This window comes from Xanthomonas codiaei (genome assembly GCF_002939785.1).
Classification (GTDB): Bacteria; Pseudomonadota; Gammaproteobacteria; order Xanthomonadales; family Xanthomonadaceae; genus Xanthomonas; species Xanthomonas codiaei.
Map to the genome: position 1 here is coordinate 300,314 of NZ_MDEC01000001.1, position 12,193 is coordinate 312,506.

At 66.7% G+C, this 12,193-nt stretch carries 10 protein-coding genes and 3 pseudogenes; 9 read left to right on the forward strand and 4 right to left on the reverse strand.

Annotated features, from left to right (window positions below):
- Window positions 1-177: 177 nt before the first annotated feature.
- On the reverse strand, window positions 178-912 hold the full coding sequence (locus XcodCFBP4690_RS01185) for a 16S rRNA (uracil(1498)-N(3))-methyltransferase (protein ID WP_104539227.1): 735 nt from the start codon (window positions 910-912) through the stop codon (window positions 178-180).
- The gene (gene bioA / locus XcodCFBP4690_RS01190) at window positions 903-2,321 is read right to left on the reverse strand and encodes an adenosylmethionine--8-amino-7-oxononanoate transaminase (RefSeq protein WP_104539228.1); all 1,419 of its coding nucleotides are present in this window, start codon (window positions 2,319-2,321) and stop codon (window positions 903-905) included. Before bioA ends, XcodCFBP4690_RS01185 begins: the two co-directional genes overlap by 10 nt.
- A gap of 41 nt (window positions 2,322-2,362) precedes the next feature.
- Here bioA and nudE point away from each other — a divergent pair, with 41 nt between their 5' ends.
- The 8 genes and pseudogenes from nudE to gcvH all read left to right on the forward strand — a co-directional run bounded on the left by nudE (window position 2,363) and on the right by gcvH (window position 8,070).
- Window positions 2,363-2,911: an ADP compounds hydrolase NudE gene (nudE, locus tag XcodCFBP4690_RS01195; RefSeq protein WP_167394413.1), complete on the forward strand. Its 549-nt coding sequence runs from the start codon at window positions 2,363-2,365 to the stop codon at window positions 2,909-2,911.
- Window positions 2,908-3,708 carry a 3'(2'),5'-bisphosphate nucleotidase CysQ gene (gene cysQ, locus XcodCFBP4690_RS01200; protein ID WP_104539230.1) on the forward strand — a complete coding sequence of 267 codons (801 nt, stop codon included), beginning with the start codon at window positions 2,908-2,910 and terminating at the stop codon, window positions 3,706-3,708. Before nudE ends, cysQ begins: the two co-directional genes overlap by 4 nt.
- Before the next feature lie 170 nt (window positions 3,709-3,878).
- Window positions 3,879-4,703 (forward strand): annotated as a pseudogene (gene mazG / locus XcodCFBP4690_RS01205) (nucleoside triphosphate pyrophosphohydrolase); the annotation flags it as partial.
- A gap of 29 nt (window positions 4,704-4,732) precedes the next feature.
- Window positions 4,733-5,068, forward strand: coding sequence for a YnfA family protein (locus XcodCFBP4690_RS01210; RefSeq protein ID WP_104539232.1), 336 nt, complete (start codon window positions 4,733-4,735; stop codon window positions 5,066-5,068).
- 144 nt (window positions 5,069-5,212) lie between these two features.
- Window positions 5,213-5,833, forward strand: a pseudogene (locus XcodCFBP4690_RS01215) (SPFH domain-containing protein).
- A gap of 30 nt (window positions 5,834-5,863) precedes the next feature.
- Window positions 5,864-6,271: pseudogene (locus XcodCFBP4690_RS01220) on the forward strand (NfeD family protein).
- A 154-nt stretch (window positions 6,272-6,425) separates the two neighbouring features.
- A complete protein-coding gene (gene gcvT / locus XcodCFBP4690_RS01225) occupies window positions 6,426-7,535 on the forward strand; it encodes a glycine cleavage system aminomethyltransferase GcvT (protein ID WP_104539233.1) in 1,110 nt (369 codons plus the stop codon).
- A gap of 139 nt (window positions 7,536-7,674) precedes the next feature.
- Complete coding sequence (gcvH, locus tag XcodCFBP4690_RS01230; protein ID WP_104539234.1) at window positions 7,675-8,070, forward strand: glycine cleavage system protein GcvH; 396 nt, start codon at window positions 7,675-7,677, stop codon at window positions 8,068-8,070.
- Window positions 8,071-8,499: 429 nt separating this feature from the next.
- Here the strand turns inward: gcvH and XcodCFBP4690_RS22300 are convergent, their stop codons facing one another.
- Window positions 8,500-8,838 (reverse strand): hypothetical protein, encoded by a 339-nt coding sequence (locus XcodCFBP4690_RS22300; protein WP_146091802.1) that lies wholly within the window; start codon window positions 8,836-8,838, stop codon window positions 8,500-8,502.
- 223 nt (window positions 8,839-9,061) lie between these two features.
- On the opposite strand from XcodCFBP4690_RS22300, the gene XcodCFBP4690_RS01245 reads away from it, so the two are divergent.
- Window positions 9,062-9,505, forward strand: coding sequence for a histidine biosynthesis protein HisIE (locus XcodCFBP4690_RS01245; RefSeq protein ID WP_104539237.1), 444 nt, complete (start codon window positions 9,062-9,064; stop codon window positions 9,503-9,505).
- Between the two features lie 1,254 nt (window positions 9,506-10,759).
- Here XcodCFBP4690_RS01245 and XcodCFBP4690_RS01250 read toward each other — a convergent pair.
- Window positions 10,760-12,139: a serine hydrolase domain-containing protein gene (locus XcodCFBP4690_RS01250; protein WP_104539238.1), complete on the reverse strand. Its 1,380-nt coding sequence runs from the start codon at window positions 12,137-12,139 to the stop codon at window positions 10,760-10,762.
- Window positions 12,140-12,193 lie beyond the last annotated feature (54 nt).

The following is a 12,193-nucleotide window of genomic DNA, read 5'->3' on the forward strand; positions in this document are numbered from 1 at the left end:
CGAGCGCCCCTGGGGGCGAGAGGCATTGCCGTGGCTGCTGGAAAACGTCGCTCTCCAGGGGAAGCCCTGTCGCGACCGGTTGCGCTCCTGCGCGTCATCGTGGCTGCCTTGCCTGTGGGAGCTGCCCCATCCGCGTGTAGCTGCACCTTCCACGATCCATGCCGCCACGGCAGCGCCTTATAGATCCCCGAACCGCGATTGCAGTGCCGCAATCGCCGCCAGCCCGGCGGTTTCGGTGCGCAGGATGCGCGGGCCCAATTGCAGGCCGCTGAAGCCGGCGTCTGCCAGGATGGCGCGATCGCGCGGCGACCAGCCGCCCTCCGGCCCGATCGCCACGATAAGCCCCTGTTCCATATCCGCACTCAGCGTGGACAGGCGATGCTCACCCTGCGGGTCCAGGGTCAGCCGCAGTGCCTGCAGGTCGCTGGCCTGCGCTGCCTCTTGCAAGCCAAGCGGCGCAGCGACGGTGGGTATGCGCGCGCGGCCGGATTGCTCACATGCGGACACCACCACGCTGCGCCAGTGCGCCACGCGTTTCTCCAGGCGTGCCGCATCCAGCTTGACCTCGGTGCGCTCGGCATTGACCGGCACGATGGCCGCAACGCCCAACTCGGTGGCCTTCTGCAGGATCAGGTCCATCTTCTCGCCGCGTGCAATGCCCTGCAGCAGAGTGATCCGCAATGGCGATTCGTTGTGCAGGGGCTCGACACGCTCCACCCGCGCACGCGCCTCGCGCTTGCCGGCCACGCTGATGCGGGCGTGGTAATCGCTGCCGTCGCCATTAAACAGAATGCAGGCATCGCCCTCGCGCAGACGCAGCACGCGCAGCAGGTGATTGGCGGACTCGTCTGGCAGGGTGACGTCCTGGTCGCACTGCAGCGGCAGTGCCACATGCGAGCGGGTCAGGCGCATGCAACGGCCTCCTCGATGGCGTGGCGGGTAGTGGCCGCCAGCAACGCGAGTTGCGTCTCGTCCACGCAATACGGCGGCATCCAGTACAGCACATCGCCCAGCGGCCGCAGCACCACGCCACGGTTCAGCGCTGCGCGATACGCCTTCAACCCGACCCGCGCCGCCGCAGGGAAGGGCGTACGCTTGTCGCCGTCCCGGGTCAGCTCGAACGCCACGATCATGCCGGCCTGACGCACGTCCGCCACCGCCGGGTGTTCGCCGATCTGCGCCGCGAGCGTGGCCATGTGGGCAGCGGTGTGTTGGTTGCGCGCAATCACCTCGTCGTCCGCGAAGATCTGCAGGGTCGCCAACGCGGCCGCGCATGCCAGTGGATTGCCGGTATAGCTATGCGAATGCAGGAACGCGCGCTCGCGCGAATCATCCAGGAACGCGTCGTATACCGCTTGCGTGGCCAGCACCGCCGCCAATGGCAGGAAGCCGCCGGTCAGGCCCTTGGACAGGCACAACAGGTCGGGCATCACCCCGGCCTGTTCGCAGGCGAACAAGGTGCCGGTGCGGCCGAAGCCGGAGGCGATCTCGTCGGCAATCAGGAACGCGCCATGCGCATCGCACAGTTCGCGTGCCCGACGCAGATAGGCCGGGTGATACATGCGCATGCCGCCGGCGCACTGCACGCGCGGCTCCAGGATCAGCGCGCAGATCTGCCCAGGCGAGCGCTCGAACATGGCCTGCAGTGCATCAGCTGCCTGCAGCGCGTACTCCTCCGCAGTCTGTCCGGGCTCGGCCAGATAGGCATCCGGGGATGGCGCAAAGAGCGATTCCAGCAGCAGCGGTGCGTACACGCGGCGATACAAGGGAATATCGCCCACCGACAGCGCGCCGATGGTCTCGCCGTGGTAACCGTTCTCCAGTGCGATGAAACGCGTGCGGCCGTGCTCGCCGCGGTTGTGGAAATAGTGGAAGGCCATCTTCAAGGCCACCTCCACGCCGGCCGAACCATTGTCGGCATAGAACACCTTGGCCAGCGGCGCGCGCCCGGCCTGGCGCGGTGCAATCGCCAGCAGGCGCTCGGCCAGCTGCACTGCCGGCGCATGCGTGAAGCCGGCCAGCATGACCTGCTCCAGCGTGCCGGCCTGCTGCGCGATGGCCGCACCGATACGCGGTTCGGCGTGGCCGAACAGGTTGGTCCACCAGCTGCTGACCGCGTCCAGATAACGGCGACCATCGTGGCCGATCAGCCAGGCGCCCTCGCCGCGGGCGATCGGTACCAGCGGAAGCGTGTGCGGGTGCTCGCGCATCTGCGTGCATGGGTGCCACAGCACCGCGAGATCGCGTTCTCGCCAATGATCGGCAGCTGCGGAGGCTGCCGGGTCTGCTAGGATTTCGGGCTCATGAACATGTCGATGCATCCGCCTATTCTATCGGCCCGCTCCGCGGCTGCGTGCTGCGCATGAGCCCGCGTCTGCCGATCATCCACAAGACCACCGATCTGGGCGACGGGCCGTTCCGGCGCCAGCAGCTGGATCTGGAATTTTCCAACGGCCAGCGCCGCATCTACGAACGCCAGCTCAGCCAGGGCCATGGCGCGGTGGTGGTGGTGCCGCTGCTGGACGAACAGACCGTGCTGCTGGTGCGCGAGTACGCCGCCGGCGTGCACCGCTACGAGCTGGGCCTGGTCAAGGGCCGCATCGATGCCGGCGAGACGCCCGAGCAGGCCGCCGACCGCGAGTTGAAGGAAGAAGCCGGCTACGGCGCGCGCCAGGTGCAGGTGCTGCGCGCCATGACGCTCGCTCCTACTTATATGAGTCACCAATCGTGGCTGGTGCTGGCGCGCGACCTCTACCCCGAACGCCTGCCCGGCGACGAACCGGAAGAGATGGAAGTGATCCCCTGGCCGCTGGCGCGCCTGGACGAGTTGATGCTGCGCGATGATTTTTCCGAAGGCCGCTCGCTGGCGGCACTGTTCATTGCGCGCGAGTGGCTGGAGCGCAACCGATGATCCGCATCCCGATGGAGTTGCGCGAAACCGTGATCGCCATCGCCCGCGAAGCCGGCGACGCCATCATGCAGGTGTACGCACAGGACTTCGCGGTCCAGATCAAGGACGATGCCAGCCCGTTGACCCAGGCCGATCTGGCCGCCAACCGCGTCATCGTCGAAGGGCTGCGCCGGATCACCCCGGACGTGCCGGTGCTGTCGGAAGAATCCGCGCACGTGGCATGGACGCAGCGCCAGTACTGGACCAGCTACTGGCTGGTCGATCCGCTCGATGGCACCCGCGAATTCGTCAAGCGCAATGGCGAGTTCAGCGTCAACATCGCGCTCATCCATATGGGCGCGCCGGTGCTGGGCGTGGTGCAGGCGCCGGTGGACGGCCGGGTGTGGTACGCCGCACGCGGCGAGAACGCCTACCGACGCGATGGCGATCGCGATGAAATGCTGCAGACGCGCACGCCGGCCGCTTCGCCGCTACGGGTGGCGGCCAGCCGCTCGCACCGCGATGCGCGCACCACGGCCGCGCTGGAGCGCATGGGCGAGGTCGACGTGGTGGCGCAGGGTTCGTCGTTGAAGTTCTGCCGCATCGCCGAAGGCGATCTGGATGTCTACCCTCGCTTCGGCCCCACGTCCGAGTGGGACACAGCCGCAGGCCAGTGCGTGCTGCACGCCGCCGGCGGCGTCCTGCTGGCCGGCGCCAGCGGCAAACCGTTCCGCTACAACCGTCGCGAGACCTTGCTCAACGGCGATTTCATCGCGCTGGGCGACCCCAATCTGCCATGGCGCGATTGGCTGGCCTGAGCGTGACCGTCGCTCGTGTGCGTGGCGAACGGCCGGCGGGCAGGGCCGTCATCGGCTGACCGCTACACTTCGGCAGCTTCTCCGCGCGGCATCGGTTTCGGCGATCGGCGCGGCGCGCCGGTGAATCGCGGAAGGCGCCTTCTCCCCGCATCCCGTTTCAGGAATCCAGCATGTCCCAGACTCCCTCCACCGGCGATCTCCACGGCCTGCTGCAGCTGATGGCGCGCCTGCGCGACCGCGAGCATGGATGCCCGTGGGATCTTGAGCAGACCTTCGCCAGCATCGCCCCGTACACCATCGAAGAGGCCTACGAAGTGGCCGACGCGATCGATCGCAACGATCTGCAGGGGTTGCGCGACGAGCTGGGCGACCTGCTGCTGCAGGTGGTCTTCCACGCGCAAATGGCGGCCGAGCAGGGCGCGTTCGGGTTTGCCGATGTGGTCGCCACGCTCAGCGACAAGCTGGTGCGTCGCCACCCGCATGTGTTCGCGGCGCAGGTGGCCGACGATGCGCAGGCGGTCAGCACCAATTGGGAGCGGATCAAGCGCGACGAACGCCGCACCGCCGGACACCAGGACGACTCGGCACTTGCCGGCATCGCCCGTGGCCTACCGGAGTGGCAGCGCTCCACCAAGCTGCAGGCGCGCGCGGCGCGGGTCGGCTTCGACTGGCCGGGCCCGGCGCCGGTGCTGGACAAACTGCAGGAAGAAATCGAGGAACTGCGGGTGGAATTCACGCGCGGCCCGGTGGCCGACAATCAGGCGCGCCTGCAAGACGAACTCGGCGATGTCCTGTTCGTCTGCGCCAATCTGGCGCGGCATGCCAAGGTCGACGTGGGCGCCGCGCTGCGGCACGCCAACCTGAAATTCGAACGGCGCTTCCGCGCGATGGAGGCCCGCGCGCAGGCGCAGGGCAGCGCACTGGACGCGCTGTCGTTGAGTGCGCAGGAAGCCTTGTGGCAACAGGTCAAGCGGGACGAAGCGGCCGCAGCGGCGATGCCCGATACCGGCCCTGCGGCACACCGATGAACTCCGCGCTGGGCACCGTGCTGCTGTTCGTCGCCACCGCCGTGGCCGAGCTGGTGGGCTGCTACCTTCCTTATCTATGGCTGCGCAAGGGCGGCAGTGTGTGGTTGCTGCTGCCCACCGCGTTGAGCCTTGCGCTGTTCGTGTGGCTGTTGAGCCTGCATCCCACCGCCAGCGGGCGCACCTACGCGGCCTATGGCGGGGTCTATATCGCCAGTGCGCTGCTGTGGCTGTGGTGGGTGGATCGCATCGTGCCCACGCGCTGGGACCTGCTCGGTGCCGCCTGCTGCCTGCTGGGCATGGCGGTCATCATGTTCGCGCCACGCAGCGCCTGAGCCGGGTAGACGCCGGTCGCGCAGGCCGGCTGAAGCTTGCGCGCAACGGCGTGATCGGTGCTGCGCAGCGTTGCCCGTTGCCGCCGGTGCGATGTATGCGGCGGGTGCCTACCTCGCGCAGGACCGACGCGTCATGCAAAGGGACTGCGCAGGGTTCCAACTTCGTTTCTGGCCATCGTCGTGCTGGTCGCCGGCGTCGTCGTGTCGTTCAAGACCGTGCCCATGGTGCCGCAGGGATTCCAGTGCACGGTGGAGCGCTTCGGCCGCTACACCCACACCATGTACATCCGCGACACCTAGCCGCCGCGCGATCCGATCGATTCGACGGCGCGGCAGATGAAGGCCGAGCGCGAAAAGCCCGCGCAGATTCTGGAAGAAGGCTCTCGGCAATCGGAGGTCCTGCGTGCCGATGGCGAGAAACAGGCCGCCGTGCTCGAGGCCGAAGGCCGCGAGGAAGCCGCCTTCCGTGATGCAGAAGCAGGCGGGCGGCTGGCCGAGGCCGAATCCCGCGCCAGCCAGGCGGTGTCCGATGCGATCGCCAACGGCAGCGTGCAGGCGAGCAATCGTTTCGTTGCGCAAAATGACGTGGAGGCGTTCGAGGCGCTGGCCACTGCGCCCAGTCAGAAGTTGCTGCCGATGCCGATGGAGTCCAGCGGCATCATCGGCTCGATCGCCGGCATCGCCAACCTGGCAAAGGAAGCGCTGGCCACGCCCGATACCGCCGGCGTTCGGGTGCCGCCGATGCCGCTGCGCGCGCGAGGCTGAGCCATGCGTCGGGACGTGGTGGTGTAGGCGGTGCTGGCGCTGCTGTTGATCGCCGCCGAGACCTTGGTGCCTGGTGCATTCCTGTTGTGGATGGGTATTGCCGCGGCCGCGGTGTGCGTGCTGGTGCCGGCAGTGCCGGGCATGCCGCTTTTGGTGCAGATCGTGGCGTTCGCGCTGCTCAGCTTCGTGTCGGTGCACGTCTAGCGCAGCTGGTTTGGCGGCAAGCGGCGGCAACGCGACCGTCCCTTGCTCAACCGGCGCGCCGAGCAATTGAGCGGCCGTCGCGTGTTGCTCGATCAGCCCAGCCACGATGGCCGCGGTCGCGCCGAGGCCGACGATGCGTTCCGGGTGGTCAGCGGCCCGGAGCTGCCGGCCGGCGCACCGGTACGTATCGTCGGCGTGGATGGCATGACCTTGCTGGTGGAAGCGGCGGGCTGATCGATACGCCGGCATCCCGTGCTGCACGGCATGTTGCAGTGCGGGGTCGCAGTGTCAGGCGTACGCGCCTTGGAGTCCGGCTGTGCGTCTGCACGGCTTCCCCGCAAGTGCGGCCGGGCGGCGATAATGGGCGACTTTCCTCGGACCGGCGCTCATGACCCAGAAGACCATCCTCAACGACACCCATCGTGCGCTCGGCGCCAAGATGGTCGACTTCGGCGGCTGGGACATGCCGATCCACTACGGCTCGCAGATCGACGAACACCATCAGGTGCGTCGCGACGCCGGCATGTTCGATGTCAGCCACATGACCGTGGTCGACCTGCACGGGGCGCGCGTGCGCGAGTTCCTGCGTTACCTGCTCGCCAACTCGGTGGACAAGCTCAAGGTCGCCGGCAAGGCGCTGTACACCTGCATGCTCAACCCGCAGGGCGGGGTGATCGACGATCTCATCGTCTATTTCATGCGCGAGGATTTCTTCCGTCTGGTGGTCAATGCCGCCACCCGCGAAAAGGACCTGCAGTGGATCGGCGCGCAGGCCGCACGCTTCGACGTGCAAGTGCAAGAGCGCAGCGACTTCTCCATGGTCGCGGTGCAGGGCCCCAACGCGCGTGCCAAGGTCATCGCGTTGCTGGACCCGGCCGACGCCGCGGCTGCGAGCAAGCTCGGCCGTTTTGCCGCGCTGCAGACGCACTCGCGCGACGGCGTCGCATTGTTCGTCGCACGCACTGGCTACACCGGCGAAGACGGCTTCGAGATCGTGCTCCCGCAGGAGGCGGCGGTTGCGTTCTGGAATTCGCTGCTCGCGCAGGGCGTCAAGCCTGCCGGCCTGGGCGCGCGCGACACCCTGCGGCTGGAAGCGGGCATGAATCTTTATGGCCAGGACATGGACGACGCTGTCAGTCCGTACGAGGCCGCGCTGGCCTGGACCATCGCACTGGACGAAGGCCGCGACTTCATCGGCCGCGAGGTGCTCGAGTCGCAAAAGGCGCAGGGCGCCCCGCGCCAGATGATCGGCGTGGTGATGGACGAGAAGGGCGTGCTGCGGCACGGCCAGACCGTGCTCACCGCGGCCGGCCAGGGCGAGATCCTGTCCGGCACCTTCTCGCCCACGCTGGGCAAGGCGATCGCCTTCGCACGCGTGCCTGCCGGCAGCATCGACGACCTGCGCGTGGACATTCGCGGCCGCCAGGTGCCGTTGCGCGCGGTGAAGTTTCCGTTCGTGCGCGATGGGCAGGCGCATCCTGGCGTTCTCGGCGAATGAGTCTGGCGATGCCGGCCGTCGTCGGCCGGCGTCATGCGATCGCATGCAGCCCAGCCATGCCGGCGCGCGTGCACCTGTCTCATCGCGCGGTCTAAACTAGCCACCTGTCCCCAACCCCAAGTTTCCCCGGAGCACACCCATGAGCGAGATTCCTGGCGACCTCAAGTTCCTCAAATCCCACGAGTGGGCCCGCGTCGAAAGCAACGGCCGCGTGACCGTCGGTATCTCCGACCACGCGCAGGGCTTGCTGGGCGACCTGGTCTATGTCGAACTGCCGGGCGTCGGCGACACCGTGCAGGTCGGCAACGGCGCGGCGGTGGTCGAATCGGTCAAGGCCGCCTCCGACGTGTATAGCCCGGTCAGCGGCACCGTGGTCGAGGTCAACAGCGCGCTGAGCGACAAGCCGGAAACCATCAACGAAGACGCCTACGGCGACGGCTGGATCTTCGTCGTCGAGATGGACGACAAGGACCAGCTCAACGATCTGCTGTCGCCGGACGACTACGCCGAACTGCTCGAAGACGACGACCACTGATTCCAGCTTGCCAGCCGCAATACCGATGGCCGCTCTCCGAGCGGCCATTTTTTTGGAGGCAGGGCGCGCGCGATGTGCGTGCCGGAGCGTGATCGAGTGGGCAATCGGACCCGCGCGCTGCGATCGACGCCTCGCCATGGCCGGTGCTGCCGCTGATGGGTTCGCGCTTGCCTGCATCTTCGACAGGATTCCACGGCGGCGGCACCCTGCCGGCGCGTCGGACGTCTGTGGCGTGAGTCGGTCGTGAGGGACCGGCGTGCGCTCGGTGAAAACTTTGTCGGCGACGACGCGCGTCGACGATGCTTTCCATCTCGCGTGCAGTGCCATCGCCACCGCGCAAGAGCGCATGCGCGAGGATCGAACGACGCAATAAGTTTGCGCATTTCTGCTTGTGCGACGCCGGAAGTGGAGCTTGCGGATAAAAAATTTTCAGCTGGCGGACAGGCGGCGGGCGATGCCGTGATGCGTGCCGCGCAGTCGCGGCAACGTGGCTGCTCCAGCCGCACGGTTTTGCGTCGCTTGCAGAAAACAGCCGAAAAGAAGTGCTTTTTCGAAAACGGTGTCGCGAGGCTGTGCGCCATGGGCAGGCCGCGCATACCGCGTGCGGCGCACCGGCCCGACGTCGATGCCGAACATTGCGATGGCCGGCGGAAAAAAATTTGCAAAAGAGTGTTGACAGTAAAAAAAAGCGTGATTAGGTTTCGCCCAGCAGACATTGCTGCGAAAGAGAGTGAGCAGAATCGACACCAAGCCGACCAGCTTGTCCAAGACGTCCACCGAAGCACGATCGATGGTGGAGTCGGGTCCGCTTCCCTCCAAGAAAACAGCAGTCGTCCCGATCACGCACCCGTGTCGCCGTTCGATGCGGGTGTTTCTGTATCCGTCCCGTCGCGCATCACCCGCGGACGGTTCCCGACGACGGCATGCCGGCGCGGGGTTTGGTTCAACTGGGCGTTTCACCTCCATAGTTCACTGACGAGGAGCCAATTACATGGCCACTAAAAAAGCTGCGAAGAAGAAACCCACCGCCAAGAAGGCAGTGAAGAAGACCGCCGCCAAGAAGGCGACCAAGAAGGTCGCGAAGAAGGCAACCGCCAAGAAGGCAGTGAAGAAGACCGCTGCCAAGAAGGCCGTCAAGAAGACTGCCAAGAAGGCAACCGCCAAGAAGGCAGTGAAGAAGACTGCGAAGAAGGCAACCAAGAAGACTGCCGCCAAGAAGGCAGTGAAGAAGACCGCCAAGAAGGCGACCAAGAAGGCAGCCGTCAAGAAGACTGCCAAGAAGGCAGTAGCGAAGAAGGCAACCAAGAAGGCGGCTACCAAGAAGTCCGCTGCCAAAAAGCCTGCCGCGAAGAAGGTCGCCAAGAAGAAGCCGGCCGTTCGCAAGAAGAAGGCCGCTCCGGTCGCGCTGCCCGCAACCCCGGCACCGCTGATCTGATCTGCAACACCCGATCGCCGTAAACATCGAGCTCTCTCCCCGACGCCCAGCGGGGAGGGAGCTTTTTTATTGTGTGTCCCTCAGGTCGATTGCAGCGTGCGCAGCGGTGCTGATGGGCCGATCAGGGATCGTGGCGGCGTCACGCAAACCGGGGCTGCTGGCTCTGGCAGGCGACCCCATTGCGACGCAGCTGGGTAGAGGACGACGCTAGATGCCTGCTCCGGCCGTATCCACCGGCAACGCGACATCTACCCCAGCTGTCCTGTGCAACGCGCAGGATGCCCAAAGCGCCAGTTGCGGGCTGCCGTGTCGCGGGCTACGCCGCGGCCCCAGCACAGTACCGTCGAGCTACCGCATGGCCCGGATTGCAGCACTGCGAGAGCTACAGCATGGCCAAAGCTACAGCATGGTCAGATCTACAGCAGGGCCAGAGTTACAGCACCGCCATATCTGCATCACAGCCATATCTGCATCACAGCCATATCTGCATCACAGCCATATCTGCATCACAGCCAGATCTGCAGCACAGCCAATCTGCAGCACAGCCAATCTGCAGCACAGCCAATCTGCATCACAGCCAGATCTGCCAGCACAGCCAGCCTTCGCTGAGCGTACCCCTGGCCGCATTCCAGCGTACCGGCCGCACCGCGCGGCGGAGGTCGAAGCGTATCGCCTTCCTTCCCCCGCCTGCGGGGGAAGGTGCCCGAAGGGCGGATGGGGGGGGGGCGTGGTGCCCGCACTCCGCCGAGCCGAGCCGCTGCACGACTGCACGACTGCACGGCCGCACTGTGCGACGCGGCGAGCGCTCAGGCCGGCGCGCCAGCTAGGAGTGTGTCCATATGCTGTCCCACGCCTGCGGCTTCGGTAGCAGGCGCGCGGTCCGGGCCGAGCATCGCAGGCCATCTCCCCCGCGTGGACGAATTGCGATGCCTCGGCGGTGCCATCCCCGCCTGCGACGCGCGCATTCCGGATGCGCAGCCGCCCAGGCCGAACGGGGAGCGGAGTCGCGCTGCATACGTTACGCATGCCAGTGCGACGCCCTTCGTCGTCCATTCGCGTATCCGTCCGCTCCGATCAGGGCGGAGATCGGTGCCATCCATTCCTGCACCGCGTCTCTCGCATCGTCATGTGCTGCGACGTGGGGTGTCCTGCGACGGTACGCGGGCGGTGCACCGGTCAGAAACGACACAGGCGGCCGAAGCCGCCTGTGTCTGCACGTGCGCCATCAGGCGCTGGAGACCGCGACGTGCTGGCTCAGCGCGGCGAGGCGACCGACTTGCCGGATGAAGCGCCCTTGCCGGCTGGATCGGGTCGTTCGGCCAGCATGTTCTCGCTGCCGAAGTCGCCATCCACATCGATGTCCAGCCAGCGCTTGGCCGGCAACCCGAGCGCGCGGTCCAGGATGGTCGGCATCATGCCGGAGGGCAGGCCGCTCTCGCCGTTCCACATGATCGCGATGCCGAGGTCGCGCTCGGGCAACAGGGCGACCAGGCCGCGATAGCCCTGCACCGCGCCGGCATGGAAGATCACCTGGTGGCCGGCGTAGTCGAACACGCGCCAGCCCAGCGCGTAGCTGGCGGCATCCACGCGCTCGTGGCGCCAACCCGAGCGCATTTCGCCCGGAGTGGAGATCAGCGGTGCGTGCAAGGTGGCCAACAGCGGGGCAGGCAACACATCGGGGCGGTGCCCGGTATGCGCAAGCAGCCACTGCGCCATATCGCTGGCGCTTGCATTGACGCCGGCGGCTGGTGCGAGGCGGTAATAGGTGGGCTTGGGCGTCAGCGACACCCAGCCATTGCGGCTGCGCACATGCGGAACTGCCCAACGCGGGCTGGCCTGGATACCGGCCAGGCCCATGCTGGCATCGTTCATGCCCAGCGGTTTGAAGATGCGTCGCTCCACCGATTGCTCGTAGAAGCTGCCGGAGGCGGCAAACACCACATCGCCCACCAGACTGAAAGCGACATTCTGGTAGGCATAGCAATCGCCCGGCGCACAGCGCAGCGGCGCGGCCGCCAGCTTGTGACTGAGCGAGTAGTAATCGGCGTTGGACTCGATGTCGCGGTCGTAGGCATTGCGGGTCAGGCCGACGCGATGGCTGAGCACTTCGGCGACGGTGAGGTGGCGGGTCGCTGCGGTATCGCTGAGCTGGAAGCCCGGCACGTAGTCGACCACCTTGCTGTCCCAGCGCAGCACGCCGTCGTTGACCAGCAGGCCGGCCATGGTGCCGGCGAAGGCCTTGGACAGCGAGGCCAGACGGAACACGGTGTGGGCGTCGACCGGCTGCGGGCGATTGACGTCGGTGACCCCATAGCCGCGCGCGCTGAGCACCTTGCCGCCCTGCACGATGGCCATCGCCATGCCGGGCACGCGGTTGCCATAGGTCAGCTGGTCGGCCATCGATTCGAACGCCGCCACGTCGAAGCCGGCGGCTGGCGCCAACACGCTGCTGGCCGGCAATGACGCGCGGTACGCGAGCGGTGCAGTGGGAGACTGCGCGATGGTGGCTGGCTGCAACGCGTTAGCAGTGGGCGCAGGCGTCTGTGCCGTGGAAGAGAGGGCCAGAGGCAATAACGCCCCAAGCAGCCCGATGGCCAACGGACGGAACCGTCGGCGCCTGCGCATTTGTGTCATGGTTGTCCCGCCTGTTCCACTGCCTTCGGCGATTCTAGCGCCGCGCTTCGCAAT

Bases quoted from the DNA above. Each gene is read 5' to 3' on its own strand.
- nudE (WP_167394413.1), top strand. From the start codon at position 2,363: ATGAGCCCGCGTCTGCCGATCATCCACAAGACCACCGATCTGGGCGAC.
- XcodCFBP4690_RS01245 (WP_104539237.1), top strand. From the start codon at position 9,062: ATGGCCACTAAAAAAGCTGCGAAGAAGAAACCCACCGCCAAGAAGGCA.
- gcvH (WP_104539234.1), top strand. From the start codon at position 7,675: ATGAGCGAGATTCCTGGCGACCTCAAGTTCCTCAAATCCCACGAGTGG.
- gcvT (WP_104539233.1), top strand. From the start codon at position 6,426: ATGACCCAGAAGACCATCCTCAACGACACCCATCGTGCGCTCGGCGCC.
- XcodCFBP4690_RS01250 (WP_104539238.1), bottom strand. From the start codon at position 12,139: ATGACACAAATGCGCAGGCGCCGACGGTTCCGTCCGTTGGCCATCGGG.
- XcodCFBP4690_RS01210 (WP_104539232.1), top strand. From the start codon at position 4,733: ATGAACTCCGCGCTGGGCACCGTGCTGCTGTTCGTCGCCACCGCCGTG.
- bioA (WP_104539228.1), bottom strand. From the start codon at position 2,321: ATGCATCGACATGTTCATGAGCCCGAAATCCTAGCAGACCCGGCAGCC.
- cysQ (WP_104539230.1), top strand. From the start codon at position 2,908: ATGATCCGCATCCCGATGGAGTTGCGCGAAACCGTGATCGCCATCGCC.
- XcodCFBP4690_RS01185 (WP_104539227.1), bottom strand. From the start codon at position 912: ATGCGCCTGACCCGCTCGCATGTGGCACTGCCGCTGCAGTGCGACCAG.